An 18,669-nucleotide genomic window follows, 5' to 3' on the forward strand; every position below is an offset into this window, starting at 1 on the left:
AGAGCGTGAGACAAAAGTGTTCTTTACTTTTGCCCCACGCTCTTTTTTTACGAATAATCGATGCTCAATCAGCTGGTTCTCGGCATTCCAGAAGTAGATTCTCCAGGAATTTTATCTTATTTTTTGAAGCTGCTCCCTTTTGTCATAACCTTTTTGTATACCGTTTTTCTTATTATATGCGTTAGTTCTAAATAGGTTTTTTTATCGAATTTTACCGGATTTGCTTGTCGCCCATATATTTCAGCTTCATATTGAGCAGTTAATCGAATGAAACGTTGATCTAGATTGAATGTTTGTTCTATTCGTTGGCTGTATGCCTGCAAAGATTCTGCGAGGGTGCGCGGTACCAGTGTTTCCAAATGGTGAAGAAGTTTTTGATACGCAACCGCATTAGTAGAAGCAAAAAAATGAAGATAGATAAGATAACTTGTCCAGCGCAGAGATTTTCTAAATAACAATAGAAAGAACAACAAGACGGATAAACACACCCCAAGGCTGAATAAGACGATTTTATAAGACGGTGTGAGTGTCGTGTTATCTGACGAAATAGTCGCAGGTCTCTCACTGGTAATAGTTTCTGCTATATTTTCGCTTTCTTTTGGTTGTTCTTCAGCAGATTGGACGGTTTCTGTTGTTTCAGCGGCTGGTTGTGAAACAGTTGGATTGGCAAATGAAGGGGTTGGTTCAAATGGAAGCCAGCCAAACCCAGGAAAGTACACCTCTGGCCAAGAATGAGCATGACTATTGAGAATGCTGTATTCCTCATTTCCTTGCTCATCTGTACCTGTTCTAATCCCATCCGTAAAACCTTTTGTCCACCGAGCAGGGATGCCTAGTGTGCGAAGAAGGACGACCATAGAAGTTGAAAAGTTGTCACAATAGCCGACTTTTGAATCGAAGAGGAAATAATCTACATAATCGCGTTCTTTAGGCGTATGTCCGGTATCCGTTTTGGAATAGCGAAAATTCCCGCTTGTTTTCAAATACTGTTCGACAGCTTCGACTTTACGAATTAAAGTTGCTTCATTTTTGGTCAATTCGATCGCCAAGTCCTCAATGCGTTGAGGCAACCCTTTCGGCAACTGAAGATTTGTCTGTTGATTTTCTAAATCATCGGCCTCTAACTGACTGCTTTTTAATTCTTCTCTCGTAAAAGCTAATCTTTCTGTTTGTAAGGACGCCAATCGCGTCGATTCATTTGGGACAGGGATGAATCGTTGGCTTTCAGGCAAATAGTAAAGCGTTTGTCCACTGGCTAATGAAAAATCAGTCAAGGTAGTATTTCCATAAGGATAAGGTAAGAAAGCTTGGTTTTTTAGCGTCAATGTAATGTTTTCTTTTTCTTCCATAACTGTTTGGTAGCTTGTGATATCAACAGGAAATTCTTGGATTGATTGGTTGGATGGGTGCATCCGGATCTTCTACCCATCCAGAACCGGTGTAATGATTCTTATTTTCTATCTTCCAATAGCCGTTTACTTTCTGGTTCGCTGTAAAAACAACTTCACCATTATCATACAATGGACCACCAAGTTGTTCATCATTTTCACTGAAACCCGTTCTGGCACTTCCGGTTAATTGGTACTCATGGAGTGTATCATAAAGCCCTTCATCATTAAGATATTCTCGGATCGGTTCACTCGTTTCCTCAAGAGATTGGTGTACTTTTGGGAGATATAAAGGCAAGATGGCGCTGAAAGTGAACAAACAAATAAGCAGGATCGTAGTAAACGACTGGAATCGAGCGTTTCCCGACAACAATCGGATGGCGAAAAATTGCCTTGCTGCCAAATGTACGCATAAAACAGCTACTACCGCAATCATTTCGTACAATAGTTCTTTTTCCCGAAAAACGGTAAGCATCATGAAGTAAGCCATCAACGCAAGAAAGGGTGCATACCAATAGTCGTAATCCACGGTCAAAGTAATAAATAAATAGATCAACAACAATATGAGAAAAAAAGCTGTCTTTTCTGGTAAATAATGAAGTTTACCTTGGGATAGATGGAAGAATTCCTCTGTAACTGACGAAAAAAACTGTATGACCCATAATAAAGAAAATGTCTTTGAAAGAAAATAGGCAAACAAACAGCCAATCATTACTGGCAAAGAAAGCAGCAATCGTACCCATTTTTTAGAAATACAGCAGACAATAAGACATAGGATACCAATAGTTAGGATAAGAGGGGAGCTGTTTTGCAATTGATTAGCTGCTACAAATATCGGAGCACCTACACTTAGTATCATAAAGGAGTAAACGCCGCGCAGGTATTTTTCCCATTTAATCGTCAATCCATTCACCTCCTGGCAGTGAACATACCTTGTCTTTTTCTTGGATCATGATTTGTTTTTCTGCGAAATAAACAAGATAGACTGTTCGATCTTTCGACAATGTTTCGACAGCTTCTGAGACTTCAGGAGAATGCGCAGGAATAAAGAGGACGATTTGTTTTTTTGCCTGTTTTTTCAAGTGTGCCAAAAAAGTTTTCTCATCTCCAGCGTTCAAAGAAGCAAAATAGGTATATCCAGGATCTTTGCCATGAAAGGTACGGTCGCCTAATATCAGAAGTTCCGGCTGCTTTTCTTTTCTCAGATGCCATAAAGAAAAATACAAATCTAGCAGATGGTCAAATTTCAAGCTAGGTGAACCCCAAAAGCAAAGAAGCGGAGAATATTCTTCTTCTTGATACTCGTATTCGCGGTATAACCATTCTTGACTATGAGCAGACAATTTCCAATCGATTCGGTTAAAAGAATCGCCGGGGCGATAAGAGCGATGTTCTCGAAAATCAAGACCTTTTTGATACGCGTTCAGCTGTTGTTTTTTTTCCAGAACTCTTTGCAATGCTTCTGCTTGAGACTTATGAAAAGCTGGAAGAACAGTCACAGGAAAAGAAAGCTCTCTTCTTGTCCTTTTTCTAAAAAGTCCTAGACTATCATAGGCTGTAAAAATGACGGTTAATGCTTCATGGAACCCTCTCTCTTTTGGTTGCCAAAGTACTTGGACTTCTTGCGGTTTATTTGTAAGGATCAATATTTCTTGTTTTTTTTCTGCAAAGATCTCTGGAAAGACGATCTGTAAACGAGGGAGAGGGAAAGAAAAAGCTCTCTTTTTGGCTATAGAAAAACTAACCTGTATACTTTTTTTACGATAAACGACTGGCTGGACTGTGCAAGTAACAGAAAGTTTCTTTAGAAAGGTGCTTAATGAAAACACACTCCATGATACATAAAGAGTAAAAAAGGCCAATAAGAACCACCCTAAAGAATTGTTGAATACAAGAGCAAAAAAGACAATGACGAAATATATCAGAAATAACACAAAATTAATGAAATAATCTTTGGCTTTTTCCATTATCTACCTCACGGGAATTGGGATTTGTGCAACAAGGGCATGGATCATTTGTGTCTTTTCGTCTTCCTTCAATGAACGATCGTAAAAAATCAGGCGATGGGAAAAAACGAAAGGAACTAACTCCTGCAAATCTTTGGGCGTGACGTAATTTCTCCCATGGATCAACGCATAGGCTTTTGCTGCCTGAATAAAGGCAAGGCTTCCTCGTGGACTGATGCCAAGCTGGATAGCAGAGTGGGTTCTTGTTGCGGATACTAACTGCAAGGCATAAGATGCCACTTCTGGACTGACAAAGACATTCGCCACACTTGTTTTTATTTCTTCTATTTCATGACTGTTCAAGACGACCTTCAAATTATCCAACACTTTTTCAAATTTATCCAAAAGTAGCAGAAGTTCGTCGTCAAAAGAAGGATAACCAATTTGTAGTCGGAATAAAAAACGATCGAGCTGTGCTTCCGGCAAAGGATATGTTCCTTCATACTCGATTGGATTTTGTGTAGCTAAGACAAAAAAATGATTGTCTAGGGGGTATGTATTGTTGTCGATCGTTGCATGATTCTCTGCCATTGCTTCTAAAAGTGCTGACTGAGTGCGAGGAGTCGTACGATTGATTTCATCTGCTAACAAGATCGTTGTAAAGATTGGCCCCGGACGAAATTCAAACTCTTTTGATTGTGAGTTATAGACAGAAAAGCCTAAAATATCATTAGGAAGAAGATCGGGTGTGCATTGGACTCTGCTAAAGGTTCCTTGCACAGCCTTTGCTAGTGCTTTGACTAGTAATGTTTTACCTACACCGGGAATATCTTCGAACAAGACATGACCACCTGCTAGCAGGGCAACAATCATCAATTGGATAGTGGAACGTTTACCGATGACCGCTTTTTCTAATTCTTGTATCAACTGATCGATTTTTTGTTTGGATTCTTCGATTTTAGCTTCCATTTTCACATCACCTTCTCATGAAATCACTATTTATTTTAATTGTAATGGAAGGGGATACATCCTACAAGCAAAGTGATTTTATTATGTTTTTTTAAAGTACATTCGTTTTAAAATGAGAATACAATTAAATTAAGTAAAATAAAAAATAATGAGAGAAATTTGCGTAATTAAGTAAATGGAAAGGGACTTTTTATCTTTTTAGAAAAGAGCCCTTTCTGATCAAACAATATGTTTAGAAACTAGGTGAGAGATGATCAATGAGATGGCAAAAACTATTATCAAAAAATGCACAGAATTTATTTTCACTAATCAACCTAATGAAAGATCTGATCTGGCGAAAAACGGATTTAGCTGAAGAACTGAAAATCGATGTCAAAACAGTTGATCGGCATCTAAAACGTTTGGCAGAAAGCGACTGTCCAATCCAACTGATTCTTCATAAGAAAACCGTTCAGTTAGTTTATGATCAAGGATATAGCGAACCTTACCTCCTTTTTGTTTTTCTGATCCAATCACCACCTTTTTGTCTACTGAAAAATCTGCTGTTGAATGAACCTTATGAACAGGAGTATGATCGTTCGACACAAGAGCGGTTGAGAAAATGGTTTGGTGAGTATCACCTTTCGTTTTCTTATAAAAAAGCGCAGATCTTTGGTTCAGAAAGAAAAATACGGTACCTGCTATTTTGTTTTTTGAAAGATTTCCCCCATTTTTTTGCAGACGATGGAGAGCAATCCTTTTCAGAGACATTCATCCAATTATTGAAGCAACGAAAGGATCCGGCAGAAATCGAGATTTTAGGAGACAGTCGAACCCTTTTCTTTGAGTTGTTTCCAGAATTGCTTTTTAGAGAAGAGCAGATTTTGCCAATAAAAGAAAAAAATTATCTAGCGATTTTGCGCTTGAGCTGTAATCAGATTACTGAAAAACGGTGGGAACGGATAGAAGAGACACAAGACTATCGGAAATTGACGATCGTAACTGAGAAGCTTGACTCGCTGTTTTGGCTGAATAGTGAGTTTGAAAGTGGAAATAAGTCAAAACTGACAAAAGTACTTTACCAAGAATGGCTTCGTTATGTGATTGGTATCCATGACCGACTGGTGGAAAAAGAAGTTCGTTATTATCAGGAAACATTAGAAAAGTTTCCTAATTCCAAAGATAAACTCTATCAATTTCGTCTAGCAATCCAACAAGCACTTGCACACCCCGCAGTTGAATGGGGAATGCTTTTACTTAAGACACTCCAAGAACGGGGGTATTTAGATGTCCATCCTCCTGAAGTGAAAATCGTCTTTTTTTTTCGTTATGAACATCAGGAAGCAAGAAGACTTGCCGGGGTACTGAACAAAACCCTAAGACATCGAAAACGGATCTCGATCCATGTTTGCACTCGAAATAAGCCACCTCGTTATGCAGATCTAGTGATTACGGATCATTTTTTTCCATTAGACCATAATGAAGATCAAAAAACGTATCTGTACCATCCTTCATTTGGTATTGAAAGACTACTTACGGATATCAATTACTGGTTAGGGAAAAACCGATAAAACCTTTGGAAAACAGATCAAAACAAGTCAGTCTATGCTATAATAAAAAGCGATTAGTAAAGGAGGAAATCCATTGGAATTAAAGAAATTAGAAGTTCCCACATCTTCGATCACAGAAGTGAAACGATCGCCGATGGATGTATTTGCTCAAGCGCGAGACGCGGGAACTGGCGTATATATATTTAATCGGGAAAAAGTAGCTGGTGTGATGCTGACCCAAGAACAATACGAAACGCTCTTGCAAGAACTAGATGTCCTTCGTCAAACAGTGAAAGAGGAACTGAAAGAACCAAAGGAAAAAGAAATACATGAAGAATCTGTCAATAAAACAGCTTCCGTCGTATCCAATGCTGAAGGGATGGAAGAGTTGGCTCAAACATTACAGCACTCGCTTATTACGGGTGTGACGATTACAGCAAAAAATCTAGATGAACGAATGGTCGCACTTGGTTTTATTACGAAAAAAACCGGATTTGGCGGGGTCGTGGATATGCTCAGCGAATTGATGAAAACCGGGAAAATCAATTACCAGCTAAGAAGAAAACCGCAAAATCGGACCATCATCGCTGAAATCATAGGGGAGCAAAACAGTCAGTCCCAATTGATGGATAAGATCATTATCAAAAAAATTTTTCTACATGAATTATAAGAAAACCCTATATGTACAAAAAGAAGAAAAACAGCTTCTCTTTGTACATATAGGGTTTGTTTTTTTAGGGATGCCGTGCTTTTTTATAAGATAAGGCTACCGCCCATAACGATCCAAGGATTTGTGGAACTAAGTAAATGCCAGCTAGAATCAAAATCAGTTGGGTCGGTTTTAAAGGATGATAAAAGTACCGCCATTCAGCAAAATTGACGCAAAATAAATAGGAAGTGACAGTAGATATAATATTGGCGATAAATAAAGATAAAATACGCCTGCTTTTTTGGAAATAATACCCAGCAAAAAGAGATAAAAATATCAACGTGATGAATCCGCTTACGGAATGATAATGGAAATCAAGCAGTAAAGCGAAATGCACATAAGGAACAAAAGATAAAAGCAATGGAAGATTCTTCCAACACGTTTTTATCATATTTTGTCACCACCTAACAAGTGTTATTATTTTGTTAGTTTTATTGTAAATTGAATCATATAATAATCAATTACTTTTTCATTATTTCTAGATTAAATGAATAAACTCTCATGCCATTATCTCTAAAAAAAAAGTTTTTCCCCCTAATTTTTTTAGATAGAAAATTGTATAGTATGATGAAAGAAAAATTGGTTTGGGGGAACATTGATGAGAAGAAAAGCAGTAATCGATCGGCTTTATTTATTTTTTTGGTTTTTTCCTATCGTTTTGCTACCTTTTACATGGGTAAATGCTGTTGTGCAAGGTGCCGAGATATTAGGGCTGATCCAAGGAAGTGGATTTGTGGTTTCTAGAAATTTTCCAGCTTTGACTGTTTTTTACTTAGTGATAAGTGTAGGTCTATTACTGCCAAAATCTCTGATCAATCATTATAATTGGCAGCTGCTTTATTTTTCTTGTTTACTCATATTCACATCTATGTTTTCCTTGTTGCCTCGCATGATCATCGGTCCTAATGGTTTGAGCGAGAGCGGACTGAAGGATTCAGCATATCCCTCCATGTATTTCTTGACCATTAAACCGTGTTTCTATTTAGTCATTGTCTCATTTATTCTTGCGACATTCTTTTACTTCTGGACAGAGATCCGGATAAAAAGTGAACGATCTGTATCTATAAAAAATAACCGTTGATGGTGGATCATCGGTAACAAGCATATGAGCGGCGGAAAACGCCTGTTTCTCATATGCTTTTTTATTCTCGTGTAAAGAATCCGAAAAACGTTTACATGATTTTTACATAACTTAACTATATTTTTACAGCAACCATACGAGGGATTTACAGTCGACTGATAAACTTTAGTTGTAAATAAGAAAGGAGCAATAAAATGAAAAAAGTATTGTTTACTCTAGGTATGATGGGAATTCTTTTAGCCGGATGCGGCTCAGGATCAGGAAATACAGATGGCTCTGCCACACAAAATAATTCAAGTGACTCAAATGAACAAGTAAAAATCGTTGCGGTAGGTTCGACAGCATTGCAGCCTTTGGTCGATGCAGCGCAAGAAAGCTTTGTACAAGAAAATCCGAATTATCAAATCTCTGTACAAGGAGGAGGAAGCGGAACTGGTTTGAGCCAAGTCGAAGCTGGAGCAGTTACTATCGGAAACTCTGATGTATTTGCAGAAGAAAGAGACGGGATCGATGCTTCTAAACTAGTGGATCATAAAGTAGCAGTAGTTGGGATGGCACCCATCGTCAACAAAGATACAGGTGTCAAAGATATCACAAAACAGGAATTGATTAATATCTTTACAGGAAAAATCACTAATTGGAATGAAGTTGGCGGGAAAGATCAAAAGATCAACGTTGTGAACCGTGCAAACGGCAGCGGTACCCGTGCGACATTTGAAAAATGGGGATTAGATGGTGCCACACCTATACAGTCCCAAGAACAAGACTCATCAGGAACTGTTCGGCAGCTTGTAAGTCAAACACCAGGAGCAATCAGCTATTTAGCCTTCTCATATCTCGATGATTCCACACAAGCACTAAGTATCGACGGTGTAGAACCAAAAGAAGAGAATGTAGCAGATAACAGCTGGAAAATCTGGTCCTATGAACATATGTACACGAACGGAAAACCTTTCCCTGAAGTCCAAAAATTCTTAGACTACATGATGACAGAAGAAATCCAAGAAGGACCTGTCAAAGAATTGGGCTATTTACCAATCACAATGATGAAAGTAGAACGTGACCACGAAGGAAATATCAAATAACTAGCAGATAAATATGCTACAGTTATCGTGACTATCAAGGAAAAATCAACTATGTTTCCCCGCATATAGATTTTTCCTATAATTGAGAAAAAGAGCGACGACAGTTCTATGTCGTCGCTCTTTTTTTGCTATATGACAGGAATGAAAGGTGTATGCAAGCTTAATAAGAGGAACACTTTTCATATCTGTTCTATACTGGATAGGAGAAGTTTTTAAATATCCAGAAAACGAAATTGATCGAGGTAGCCACATGAAGAATAAATGGACAAATCGAAGTAAAAAAAAGAAAAGAACACAAAAATCATCTGACAAAGTTATCCGTCTTTTTCCCTCGTACAAAGAAGGATTGACAGCAGAACAAGTCAAGGAACGAATAGAAAAAGGTGCAGCAAACGATTCAGTCGATCCCACATTCAAAACAAACCAACAAATTATATTGGAAAATATTTTTACGTATTTCAATTTGATCTTTCTTATCTTAGCCATTTTGCTTTGCCTAGTAGAATCTTATAAAAACTTGACCTTTTTACCAGTTATCATAGCCAATACAGGAATCGCTATTTTTCAGGAAATTCGATCCAAAAAAGTCTTGGATGAATTGAATGTATTGAATACAGCAAAAGTCAATGTCATAAGAGAGGGGATAGAGCAAACAGTAGATATAGAAAACCTTGTATTAGATGACATTGTTATTCTAGAGACTGGACATCAGATTCCAGCAGATGCAGAGGTCGTGGAAGGAAAACTGCAAGTCAACGAGGCTTTATTAACAGGTGAAGCAGATGAGATAACCAAAGAAATAGGTGATCCATTGATGTCCGGCAGTTTCGTTGTTTCCGGAAAAGCTTACGCCCGATTAGACAAAGTCGGAGCAGATTCGTATATTTCCCAATTGACAGTCAAAGCCAAGACAATGGGAGAAGGAGAACAGTCGGAGATGATTGCTTCTCTTAATCAATTGATCAAATGGATTGGGATCATCATTATTCCTATCGGTATTCTGCTTTTTTCTCAAAGTTACTTTTTTAATGGAAACACGATGAAAGAAAGTGTCGTCGCAATGGAAGCAGCATTGATTGGTATGATACCTGAAGGACTGTACTTGTTAACGACGATTGCATTAGCATTAAGTGCGACTAAACTAGCAAAGCAAAGAGTTCTTTTACACAATATGAAAAGCATTGAGACATTGGCAAGAGTAAATGTCCTTTGTGTAGATAAAACAGGAACGATCACAGAAAACAAAATGTCTGTCCAAAAAGTGATTGTCTCTAAAAAACAAAAAATAATCAGCCAATCAGATCAACTGGAAGAGCGCATTGCTGACTATGCAAAAGCGATGGCGGGAGACAATGCAACAATGGAAGCCGTCAAAGAATACTTTACAAAAACCACTGATCAATCCTATCACCAAGTCATTCCTTTTTCTTCTGTCCAAAAATTCAGCAGTGTAGCGTTGGGAGACAAGGTATATGTTTTAGGAGCACCCGAAATGGTTTTGCGAGATCAGTTGCCGGAATATGCGGAAGAGTTTGTTTCTTTCGCTGAAAAAGGCTATCGCGTGTTGGTCTTTGGTGTGTACGATGGGATTCTTGAAGAACCAGTATTAACGGAGGCAGTCACACCATTAGGGTATATCCTGATCGCTAATCCTATCAGAAAAGAAGCAAAAGCCACATTCAATTACTTCAAAAAACAGCAAGTAGCCATCAAAGTGATTTCTGGAGATAATCCGCTCACCGTATCTAATGTAGCTGTCCAAGCAGGGATTTCACATGCTGATCAGTACGTTGATGCGTCTAAATTATCAGAAGAAGAATATGAAGCAGCTGTCGAAAAATATACAGTTTTTGGACGCGTCAAGCCAGAACAAAAGAAAATCTTCGTTCAATTGCTAAAGCGTAACAATACAGTAGCTATGACAGGTGATGGCGTGAATGACATTCTAGCCATGAAAGAAGCAGACTGCAGTATAGCGATGGCTTCTGGCAATGAAGCCGCCATGCAGGCCTCACAAGTGGTCTTGCTTGATTCTGACTTTTCACGCATGCCGGAAGTTGTTGCAGAAGGACGGCGCGTCGTGAACAATATTGAGCGATCAGCCAGCTTGTTTTTAGTGAAGAATATTTTCTCCTTTTTGCTTTCGCTGTTTTCAGTCATCTTTGCTTTGACCTATCCTTTAGAACCATCACAGATCACATTGATTAGTTTGTTTACGATTGGACTTCCATCTTTCTTGCTTGCTCTAGAAGAAAACAAAAAGCGAATCAGAGGGAAGTTCATCATGAATGTGATGGAAAAGGCTGTGCCAGGTGGACTGACAGATATGATCGTAGTCGGTGCGTTGGTGATCTGCGGGGTGACTTTGGATCTAAATAAAACAGATGTTTCTACAGCATCTACTATGCTTTTGATTGCAGTAGGATTTCTTGTTCTCTATAAAATCTGTTCACCGCTGAATAAATTCAGAAGTCAGATCATTCTTTTCTGTGCTAGCGGTATCTTTTTTTCGGTCGTTTTTTTGCATAAACTGTTTTCAATCACCGGTATCTCAGCTGTATCGCTTTTGTTGTTGAGTATTTTATTTTTCTCGGCAGATTCGATTTTTAGGCATTTGACTACATTGGTAGAATATTTGTTTGAACGTAAAAATGAAAAAGAGCCGGAGATAATAAATAAATTGCCTCGGTTCCTTCGAGTATTCAAAAGAAATAAATGACTAATAAGATAAAAGAAGCTTAAAAATACATTAACTAAAAAATTGTATTTTCTAAGCTTCTTTCTGTATAAAAAACAAAGCAAATTTTTATCTAGAACTTATAGAAAACCAATTAAATCTTTACTTCAGGTGTCCTATAATCATTTTGAAAGCGTTTTTACAAAAGTGGGAGGGATGCTTCAAATGAAAAATAGAAGATTGCTTCAATTTAGTTTATTTTTAGGTGTACTGTATGGGATTTTCTTATCAGTTTCTATTGATGCTTGTACGACGATTTTAGTAGGAAAAAATGCTTCAGTAGATGGTTCAACGATGATTGCTAGAAATGAAGATCTGAACACGGCTTGGTCAAAATACTTTGTTGTCAGAAAAGAAAATACGAATCCTTCACATTTTGTATCAAAAGGGAATGGATTTACCCTTGATCTTCCGAAAGAACAGCTGAAGTACACAGCGACCCCAGAATGGGATACGTCAGAAGGATTATTTGAAGAAGATGGTATCAATAGCAAGAACGTTGCAATGAGCGCTACTGAATCAGCTACGACAAAGGAAGAGATATTGAAAAAAGATCCATATACCGCGCATGGTATCGCAGAAGACTCTATGTTGACCGTGACCCTTCCTTATATTGATTCAGCAAGAGCAGGGGTAGAACGATTAGGAAAAATCGTTGCTAAGCAAGGAGCTGCGGAGACAAATGGTGTGATTTTCTCTGATAAAAATGAAATCTGGTATATGGAGATACTTAGTGGTCATCAGTGGGCAGCTGTCAAAGTTCCAGATGACTGTTATGCAGTTATTCCTAATATGTTGTCAATTGATTCATTTGATTTGAAGGACAAAGATTCTTATCTTTGTTCAGCAGATTTAGAATCTTTTTTAGAAAAGAATCAACTGATAAATACGAAACGGGATATTTCTTTAAGAGACATATTTGCAGATAAGTCAAAGGATGAAAAATACAATCTTCCTAGGATATGGGATGCACAGAGAAAACTGACACCTTCAAAGAAACAAAAAATAACAGATCGTTCATTTGAGATGTTTGTCAAACCAGATAAACCTATTTCAATTGCAGAAACAGCTTATATCATGACATTACACTTTAATGGTACTGAATATGATACCATCGAAGGGACAAAGCCAGATAAGTATCGTCCAATCTCTGTGCCGAATACGATGGAATCTCATATTCTACAGATAAGAAACAATGTACCAGAAGAAATCAGTGGTATCCATTGGTTAGCGTTGGGGATTCCTGATACAAGCAATTATATACCATTTTATAGCAATATAAGCGAGACACCCGAAGCTTATCAAAAAGGAACAGATATGCCAGATGATATTTCCGCTTACTGGACATATCGGTTGACGAACATCTTGACGAAGCCATACTATAGTGATTTTAAGAAAAATATTACTTTACCAACTCGCCAAAAAGTTCGAGACCATCTATCGAAAGAGTTAGCAAGTACAGACCAACAAGCAAGAGAATTAATAGTAAATCATCCCGAAAAATTAACGGATTATTTGAATCAAAAAACACAAAGTTTTGCTGATTATGCTATAGATGCTTATCAGAAAATGAACCAGGAGCTGATTGTAAAGATGTCAGAAAAGACAGCTACACATCATGACAAAGATCTATAACATGTGGCTCAGCGTTTTTAGCTAATAAAAAGCCTGCTTTTCAGCGTAGTAGATGATCGTTAGACATCTAAACATTGCTGCAAGCAGGCCTTATTTAATTGCTTTTCGGAATGGTAACGGTGAAAGTCGAACCTGTTCCAAGATGACTGTCTACAGTAATTGTACCATGAAGGAGTTGCACGTAGTCTTTTACAATCGCTAACCCTAGTCCGGTCCCGCCTGAATGTCGGCTTCGTGCCTTGTCTACGCGGTAAAAACGCTCAAAGATCCGTTCCTGATCCTCAATGTCGATACCTATACCAAAATCTTGGACAGAAAACGATAATTCATCTGTTGCCTGATAACGGATAATGATCTCGCTGTCGTTTTTTGAGTATTGGACAGCATTTTCAATCAGATTTTTGAGGATTGGATAAAGGATATCTGTTTTAGTAGTAAATGGTTCGTTCTTTCCAATCAATCGAATCGTCAACCGTTTCTTTTCGATGATTGGCTGATAATTTTGAACGATTTGCTGGAAATAAGGTTCTGTATAAATCGTCTGGATCTCGTAAGAATTTTCACCGTCTTTTGACAGCTGGATGATTTCCCGAATCAATTTATCTAACCGAATCGCATCTTTTTGCATGATCTCAAGAAAAGAAGTCAGAGTTTGTGGGTCATCTTTTGCACCATCCAGTAAAGTCTCGGTAAAACCAATCAGTGAAGTCACAGGAGTTTTTAATTCGTGGGAGACGTTGCCCACGAAATCCTTTTGTAGCTTTTCTAAACGTCGCACTTTCGTTAAGTCATACGCCACCCCTAGAATCTGTCCGGTACCTTCTGAATTAGTAAAGTAGCGCAAACTCAAGTCTAATGTCTGTCGTCCTTCAGCGATGGTGATCTCCTGATGGATCAGCGGATGCTCAGGAGTCACTTGGTGAATCAGCTGAATGAGTTTTGGCTCTTGGATGACTTCTGTGTATCGTTGTTCAGGTTCATAGCTTGTCACGTTTAAATGCAACTGCATCTTTGGATTAAGCAGTAGTAAACGAGAATCAGCATCATCAATCAGGAATACGCCTATCATCAGTTCATTTAATAATGTGTACAATTGTTCTTCTGTTGTAGTATACGCTCGATACATCTTACTCATTTGTTCGCTCAGCTCATTGATTGTTTGATACAATTCCTCCCATTGGTCAGGTGTCTGCATGATTACTTCTGCTTGGTTTGGATTTTGTACCATTTTTCTAAGAACAGGCAGGACAGTTTTCAAAGGCTGATTTTTTTGGTAGATCAGGTAATAAATCATTCCTGCAAGAACAAGGAAGAAAGACAGAAAGAAGAAAAAGACCCAACGGCGAAAGCTCTCCGTTCTCGGTAAAAATCCGCTTGTCGGTTCTGCGATACGTAAAATGGCTTCTAACTGGCCTCCTTTTTTGACTGGTAATGCGACGTATAAAAGATCCTCATTCAAAGTAGTACTTTTGCGCAAAGCGCTACCTAGGTTCCCACCATTCAATACAGCTTTTATTTCTGGCCGAGAACTTCGCCGTTCATTCAATGTTTCATTGTTTGTGTCAAATAAGATTTTTCCAGTAGCATCCATTAAAGTGATCCGTTCGTTCGACTGATGGACGAATTCTTCCAAAGCAGTTTTGTTTTGCGCTGTTTGGAGGTTTTCGACATCTAATTGCCGGATCAGTAGTTGTGCTTTTTTTGTCAGGTAGCTTTCTTGCTGTTCGACGATCTGTTGTTGGAAATAATGGGAGATCAATTGCCAACCACCAAAAAACAAACTAATTAAAAGAATAAGAAAGAAGAGACGCTCATAAATTTTTTTCCATTTCATCGTTTTGGTTCCTGAAACTTATAGCCAAATCCTCTAACAGTCACCAAGTACTTTGGATGTTTTGGATCTCGCTCGATTTTTTCTCGCAAATGACTAACGTGTACATCTACGATACGGCTTTGTCCTGCGAAGTCAAAATTCCAAATGCGGTCTAGCAATGTGTCGCGATCGATCACACGGTCTTTTCGTTTCATGAAATAAACGAGTAATTCAAATTCTTTCGGTGTGAGTTCAATCAGATGATCGTCTACGGTGACTTGATAATTGGTCAAATCAGCAGTGATTTGTCCAATCGATAGATATTCAGGCTCAGCTTCATCTTTTGATTGCTTACGAGGTTCGATCCGTCTGAATATGGCTTTCATACGGGCTAATACTTCACGTGGACTAAATGGTTTGGTCAAATAGTCATCAGCACCTATCTCCAGACCAATGATTCGATCCACCTGATCATCTTTAGCCGTCAGCATCAAAATCGGTGTTTCATTTTTTTCTTGACGCAGCCGCTGAGTGATCTCCATGCCATCCATCGTTGGAAGCATCACATCTAAAATGATGAAATCAAATGATTGTTCTAATGCTAATTCTAATCCTTCGCCTCCATCTGCGGCACTGGTTACCTTATAGCCTTCTTTTTCCAAATTGAACGTCAAGAGCGTCACAATAGAAGGTTCATCATCAACAACTAGTATTTTTTTCATTCAAATCTCCTTTAAATAGGTTTCATTCTGTTTATATTTTAGCATAGAATCAGTACAAGGGGCTATTTTACAGAAGAAATAAATGGTATAATAGGAAGGCACTTTGCTGAATAGAAAGGAAGAGCAGTCAATGATTGGAATCAGTGCATGTTTAGGCGGTCTGGCCTGTCGCTATGATGGACAGAAAAAAGAAGTACCAGAATTGATGGAACTAGTTGAAACTGGCGAAGCCGTCATGGTCTGTCCAGAAGTAATCGGCGGATTGTCAATTCCTAGAGATCCTGCTGAAATCATTGGTGGAAATGGGTTCGATGTGTGGAAAGATCAAGCAAAAGTATGGACGACAAGCGGCGAAGATGTAACGGAAGCGTACAAAAACGGCGCGATCAAAGCCTATCAAAAATTGCAGGAAAAGCACATTGATCTAGTCATCGTGAAGGAAAAAAGTCCTTCATGCGGGACCCATTCGATTTATGATGGAAGCTTTTCCGGAATAACAAAAAATGGCGCCGGAGTGGCCACTGCTTATTTTATTCAGCAAAAAATGACTGTGCTCTCTGATGAAGAATGGCTGAAAACTAGAGGTGAGCAGAATGGAAATCGAAAAGACCAATCGAATGAACGCGCTCTTTGAATTTTATTCGACCTTATTGACAGAAAAACAAATGAACTACATGGAGTTATATTATGCAGATGATTTTTCATTAGGCGAGATCGCGGAAGAATACGAAGTAAGTCGTCAAGCAGTATATGATAATATCAAGCGGACAAGCAAGATCTTGGAGGATTATGAAAAAAAACTCCATCTCTTCTCTGATTATATTGTCCGAGAACAGATATTGGAAAAGATGACCGCATATATTACTGATAAGTATCCGGAAGATAAAAAACTGCTTGAATATGTACAGCAAATTCAAGCAATCGAAGAATAAATAAAAGGAATGAAGAAAATATGGCATTTGAAAGCTTAACTGAACGTCTCCAGCAGGCGATGGGAAAACTAAGAAAAAAAGGAAAAGTATCAGAAGCTGACGTAAAAGAAATGATGCGGGAAATCCGCCTTGCCTTACTAGAAGCCGATGTTAACTTGCAAGTAGTCAAAGACTTTACTAAACGCGTACGCGAACGTGCGGTAGGGGCAGAAGTGCTGGAAAGTTTATCACCAGCACAACAAATCGTAAAAATCGTTGATGAAGAATTAACAATCACACTTGGTTCTGAAACAGCAGAGTTAAATAAATCACCAAAAATACCAACTGTTATCATGATGGCTGGTCTACAAGGGGCAGGTAAAACAACTTTTACCGGTAAATTAGCGAATTATTTAAAGAAAAATGAAAATGCTCGTCCGCTCCTAATCGCAGGGGACGTATATCGGCCAGCAGCGATCGACCAATTGAAAGTATTAGGTCAACAGCTAGATGTTCCTGTATTTGATATGGGAACAGAAGTCAGCCCAGTAGAAATCGTTCGTCAAGGGATGGAGCTAGCAAGAGAAAAGAAAAACGACTATGTATTGATCGATACGGCAGGACGTCTACACATCGATGAAACATTGATGGATGAGTTGAAACAAATCAAAGAATTAACTCAACCAAATGAGATCTTGCTGGTTGTCGATGCCATGACTGGTCAAGATGCCGTCAATGTAGCTGACAGCTTCAATCAGCAATTAGGGATTACTGGAGTAGTCATCACTAAACTTGATGGGGATACTCGAGGCGGGGCAGCATTATCGATCCGCTCAGTGACAGGCGCACCAATCAAATTCATCGGTTCTGGTGAAAAATTGACTGACTTAGAAGTATTCCACCCAGATCGTATGGCTAGCCGTATCCTTGGTATGGGGGACATGCTGACACTGATTGAAAAAGCGCAGCAAGACTATGATGAGAAAAAAGCGGAAGAACTTGCACAGAAGATGCGGGAAAACTCATTTGATTTCAATGACTTTATTGAACAACTCGATCAAGTGATGGGGATGGGCCCACTGGAAGATCTAATCAAAATGATCCCAGGAATGAATCAAGTCCCTGGAATCGAAAACGTGAAGGTAGATCCAAAAGATGTTGAACGCAAAAAAGCGATGGTTTATTCTATGACACCAGCAGAAAGAGCAAATCCTGATCTGTTGAATCCAAGCCGTCGTCGCCGAATTGCTGCTGGTTCTGGAAACAGTGTGGTTGAAGTAAACCGAATGATCAAGCAATTCAAGGAATCAAGAAAAATGATGCAACAAATGTCCAAAGGGGATATGAACATCCCAGGTATGGACCAAATGTTTGGATCAGGCGTCAAAGGGAAACTAGGCAAAATGGCGATGAATCGAATGATCAAGAAAAATAAGAAGAAAAAGAAAAAACGGAAATAAGATAAAAAAAACAGCTTCGGTACAGACTGAAAATGTCTATTGCCGGAGCTTTTCTATCAGCAATTTTTATTCTTTACTGATACAATTACTCTAAACAAAGAGGTGGCACAAATGAGATGTCCGTGGAGTGAACAGACAGAAAATATGCAGCAATATCATGATACTGTCTGGGGTGTTCCTGAATATGATGACCAAAAGCTGTTCCGAAAATTGATGCTCGACATCAATCAGGCAGGATTGAGTTGGCAGACGATTTTAAATAAAAGTGAAGCATTCGATAAAGCATATGATCAATTCGATATCCAAAAAGTCGCAAATTATGGAGAAACAAAAATGAGCGAACTAATGGAAAACAAAGGAATTATTCGGAACCGCAGAAAAATCGAAGCTGCTGTCCAAAACGCTAAAGCAGTCTTGAAGATTCAAGAAGAATTCGGCAGTTTTTCTGAGTATCTTTGGTCGTTTTCTAATGGAAAAATCGTTGATTCTTCTTATCATTCACAAGAAGAAGTCCCGACAACAAGTCCTCTTTCAGATGAATTAGCAAAAGATCTAAAGAAAAGAGGATTTAAATTTATTGGCAGTACGACAATCTGTGCTTTTTTAGAAGCAGTCGGGATCATCAATGATCACCTTGACAGTTGTTTCCGCAAAGAAGAGGTCATACGTATCGGCAGAAAATAA

Annotated in this window: 15 protein-coding genes and 1 pseudogene; 10 read left to right on the plus strand and 6 right to left on the minus strand. The window is 38.5% G+C overall.

The features are described from left to right. Positions 1–116: 116 nt before the first annotated feature. The 3 genes and pseudogenes from HMPREF2731_RS03075 to HMPREF2731_RS03085 form a co-directional block, all read right to left on the minus strand. Positions 117–2,292: pseudogene (locus tag HMPREF2731_RS03075) on the minus strand (DUF4129 domain-containing transglutaminase family protein). Then, positions 2,282–3,355, minus strand: a complete 1,074-nt coding sequence (locus HMPREF2731_RS03080) for a DUF58 domain-containing protein (protein WP_070872292.1) — start codon at positions 3,353–3,355, stop codon at positions 2,282–2,284. The pseudogene HMPREF2731_RS03075 and the gene HMPREF2731_RS03080 overlap by 11 nt, the downstream one beginning before the upstream one ends. Before the next feature lie 3 nt (positions 3,356–3,358). Beyond that, positions 3,359–4,303 carry an AAA family ATPase gene (locus tag HMPREF2731_RS03085; RefSeq protein WP_070872294.1) on the minus strand — a complete coding sequence of 315 codons (945 nt, stop codon included), beginning with the start codon at positions 4,301–4,303 and terminating at the stop codon, positions 3,359–3,361. A 257-nt stretch (positions 4,304–4,560) separates the two neighbouring features. On the opposite strand from HMPREF2731_RS03085, the gene HMPREF2731_RS03090 reads away from it, so the two are divergent. Both HMPREF2731_RS03090 and HMPREF2731_RS03095 read left to right on the plus strand, forming a co-directional pair. After that, positions 4,561–5,853 carry a hypothetical protein gene (locus tag HMPREF2731_RS03090; RefSeq protein WP_070872300.1) on the plus strand — a complete coding sequence of 431 codons (1,293 nt, stop codon included), beginning with the start codon at positions 4,561–4,563 and terminating at the stop codon, positions 5,851–5,853. A gap of 73 nt (positions 5,854–5,926) precedes the next feature. Further along, complete coding sequence (locus HMPREF2731_RS03095; RefSeq protein ID WP_002291618.1) at positions 5,927–6,502, plus strand: hypothetical protein; 576 nt, start codon at positions 5,927–5,929, stop codon at positions 6,500–6,502. Between the two features lie 64 nt (positions 6,503–6,566). Here the strand turns inward: HMPREF2731_RS03095 and HMPREF2731_RS03100 are convergent, their stop codons facing one another. Further along, the gene (locus HMPREF2731_RS03100) at positions 6,567–6,932 is read right to left on the minus strand and encodes a hypothetical protein (RefSeq protein WP_002308708.1); all 366 of its coding nucleotides are present in this window, start codon (positions 6,930–6,932) and stop codon (positions 6,567–6,569) included. Positions 6,933–7,139: 207 nt separating this feature from the next. Here HMPREF2731_RS03100 and HMPREF2731_RS03105 point away from each other — a divergent pair, with 207 nt between their 5' ends. The 4 genes from HMPREF2731_RS03105 to HMPREF2731_RS03120 all read left to right on the plus strand — a co-directional run bounded on the left by HMPREF2731_RS03105 (position 7,140) and on the right by HMPREF2731_RS03120 (position 13,079). Then, complete coding sequence (locus HMPREF2731_RS03105; protein WP_002291615.1) at positions 7,140–7,622, plus strand: hypothetical protein; 483 nt, start codon at positions 7,140–7,142, stop codon at positions 7,620–7,622. Between the two features lie 194 nt (positions 7,623–7,816). Beyond that, a complete protein-coding gene (locus HMPREF2731_RS03110) occupies positions 7,817–8,707 on the plus strand; it encodes a phosphate ABC transporter substrate-binding protein PstS family protein (RefSeq protein ID WP_070872302.1) in 891 nt (296 codons plus the stop codon). Positions 8,708–8,957: 250 nt separating this feature from the next. Then, the gene (locus HMPREF2731_RS03115; protein ID WP_070872315.1) at positions 8,958–11,426 is read left to right on the plus strand and encodes a cation-translocating P-type ATPase; all 2,469 of its coding nucleotides are present in this window, start codon (positions 8,958–8,960) and stop codon (positions 11,424–11,426) included. A 183-nt stretch (positions 11,427–11,609) separates the two neighbouring features. Then, positions 11,610–13,079, plus strand: coding sequence for a C69 family dipeptidase (locus HMPREF2731_RS03120; protein WP_002334821.1), 1,470 nt, complete (start codon positions 11,610–11,612; stop codon positions 13,077–13,079). A gap of 94 nt (positions 13,080–13,173) precedes the next feature. Here HMPREF2731_RS03120 and HMPREF2731_RS03125 read toward each other — a convergent pair whose 3' ends face one another. Both HMPREF2731_RS03125 and HMPREF2731_RS03130 read right to left on the minus strand, forming a co-directional pair. Further along, positions 13,174–14,913, minus strand: coding sequence for an ATP-binding protein (locus HMPREF2731_RS03125; protein ID WP_070872304.1), 1,740 nt, complete (start codon positions 14,911–14,913; stop codon positions 13,174–13,176). After that, positions 14,910–15,614, minus strand: coding sequence for a response regulator transcription factor (locus tag HMPREF2731_RS03130; protein ID WP_002291606.1), 705 nt, complete (start codon positions 15,612–15,614; stop codon positions 14,910–14,912). Before HMPREF2731_RS03130 ends, HMPREF2731_RS03125 begins: the two co-directional genes overlap by 4 nt. 130 nt (positions 15,615–15,744) lie before the next feature. Here HMPREF2731_RS03130 and HMPREF2731_RS03135 point away from each other — a divergent pair, with 130 nt between their 5' ends. The 4 genes from HMPREF2731_RS03135 to HMPREF2731_RS03150 all read left to right on the plus strand — a co-directional run bounded on the left by HMPREF2731_RS03135 (position 15,745) and on the right by HMPREF2731_RS03150 (position 18,669). Beyond that, the gene (locus HMPREF2731_RS03135) at positions 15,745–16,248 is read left to right on the plus strand and encodes a 2-thiouracil desulfurase family protein (protein WP_002313561.1); all 504 of its coding nucleotides are present in this window, start codon (positions 15,745–15,747) and stop codon (positions 16,246–16,248) included. Beyond that, on the plus strand, positions 16,208–16,546 hold the full coding sequence (locus tag HMPREF2731_RS03140; RefSeq protein ID WP_002291603.1) for a putative DNA-binding protein: 339 nt from the start codon (positions 16,208–16,210) through the stop codon (positions 16,544–16,546). Before HMPREF2731_RS03135 ends, HMPREF2731_RS03140 begins: the two co-directional genes overlap by 41 nt. A 20-nt stretch (positions 16,547–16,566) precedes the next feature. Next, entirely contained in the window at positions 16,567–17,985 is a 1,419-nt protein-coding gene (gene ffh, locus HMPREF2731_RS03145) for a signal recognition particle protein (protein ID WP_002291602.1), read from the plus strand. A 111-nt stretch (positions 17,986–18,096) separates the two neighbouring features. Next, positions 18,097–18,669, plus strand: coding sequence for a DNA-3-methyladenine glycosylase I (locus HMPREF2731_RS03150; protein WP_002334820.1), 573 nt, complete (start codon positions 18,097–18,099; stop codon positions 18,667–18,669).

Source organism: Enterococcus sp. HMSC072F02 (assembly GCF_001837725.1).
In the GTDB taxonomy this organism is placed as follows: domain Bacteria; phylum Bacillota; class Bacilli; order Lactobacillales; family Enterococcaceae; genus Enterococcus_B; species Enterococcus_B lactis.

Bases quoted from the DNA above. Each gene is read 5' to 3' on its own strand.
- HMPREF2731_RS03150 (WP_002334820.1), top strand. From the start codon at position 18,097: ATGAGATGTCCGTGGAGTGAACAGACAGAAAATATGCAGCAATATCAT.
- HMPREF2731_RS03125 (WP_070872304.1), bottom strand. From the start codon at position 14,913: ATGAAATGGAAAAAAATTTATGAGCGTCTCTTCTTTCTTATTCTTTTA.
- HMPREF2731_RS03110 (WP_070872302.1), top strand. From the start codon at position 7,817: ATGAAAAAAGTATTGTTTACTCTAGGTATGATGGGAATTCTTTTAGCC.
- ffh (WP_002291602.1), top strand. From the start codon at position 16,567: ATGGCATTTGAAAGCTTAACTGAACGTCTCCAGCAGGCGATGGGAAAA.
- HMPREF2731_RS03135 (WP_002313561.1), top strand. From the start codon at position 15,745: ATGATTGGAATCAGTGCATGTTTAGGCGGTCTGGCCTGTCGCTATGAT.
- HMPREF2731_RS03115 (WP_070872315.1), top strand. From the start codon at position 8,958: ATGAAGAATAAATGGACAAATCGAAGTAAAAAAAAGAAAAGAACACAA.
- HMPREF2731_RS03090 (WP_070872300.1), top strand. From the start codon at position 4,561: ATGAGATGGCAAAAACTATTATCAAAAAATGCACAGAATTTATTTTCA.
- HMPREF2731_RS03130 (WP_002291606.1), bottom strand. From the start codon at position 15,614: ATGAAAAAAATACTAGTTGTTGATGATGAACCTTCTATTGTGACGCTC.
- HMPREF2731_RS03140 (WP_002291603.1), top strand. From the start codon at position 16,208: ATGGAAATCGAAAAGACCAATCGAATGAACGCGCTCTTTGAATTTTAT.
- HMPREF2731_RS03080 (WP_070872292.1), bottom strand. From the start codon at position 3,355: ATGGAAAAAGCCAAAGATTATTTCATTAATTTTGTGTTATTTCTGATA.
- HMPREF2731_RS03105 (WP_002291615.1), top strand. From the start codon at position 7,140: ATGAGAAGAAAAGCAGTAATCGATCGGCTTTATTTATTTTTTTGGTTT.
- HMPREF2731_RS03100 (WP_002308708.1), bottom strand. From the start codon at position 6,932: ATGATAAAAACGTGTTGGAAGAATCTTCCATTGCTTTTATCTTTTGTT.
- HMPREF2731_RS03085 (WP_070872294.1), bottom strand. From the start codon at position 4,303: ATGGAAGCTAAAATCGAAGAATCCAAACAAAAAATCGATCAGTTGATA.
- HMPREF2731_RS03120 (WP_002334821.1), top strand. From the start codon at position 11,610: ATGAAAAATAGAAGATTGCTTCAATTTAGTTTATTTTTAGGTGTACTG.